Genomic DNA, 488 nt, shown 5'->3' with positions numbered 1-488 from the left:
TGTTAAGACGCTTTCTTGATATAGGCATCGGCGCAATAATGTCAAATTTTCTATGCTCCAAAAGTCTAATATTCGCCGCCATCAGCTCGGCAATCGTCTTCGCATGGTCAAGCGCACTAGAAAATTTTAATCTCAAAATCGCTTCTTTCACCCTGCCATCATATTTGAAATATCTGCACGGCAAAAGGTAATTACGCCTAGTCGTCCCGCAACTTTTGCATTTTGTTGTGCTTTTATCATCTATTGTAATCTCCGCATTACATTTCAAACAATAAAATTCCGCCAGCGCAGGCATGTCGTCTTTGCAATCATCACAAAGCGCAAAAGATACCTCCGGAGGCAATCTTTCATCACAAAAAAGGCACCGCGAAGGGTATAAAACATTCAATACATACTCACTTAGTCTCGTTTCCATATCAATATAAACATTAACAAAAAAATCAAAATAAACTATCCTAAAAAATAAGCCAAGGATGTTGAAAAAATAG

General features: G+C 37.9%; 1 protein-coding gene and 1 pseudogene. Both read right to left on the bottom strand.

Features of this window, described 5'->3' with window-relative positions; genetic code table 11:
• On the bottom strand, nucleotides 1-268 hold a 268-nt coding region (locus ACYVTD_RS16380), incomplete at its 3' end, for a ComF family protein (RefSeq protein WP_461248732.1).
• Nucleotides 269-415 (bottom strand): annotated as a pseudogene (locus ACYVTD_RS16375) (double zinc ribbon domain-containing protein); the annotation flags it as partial.
• Nucleotides 416-488: the final 73 nt, after the last annotated feature.

The sequence above is a fragment of the Treponema sp. R6D11 genome (genome assembly GCF_054786075.1).
This window is presented reverse-complemented; position numbering and strand designations above follow the sequence as displayed.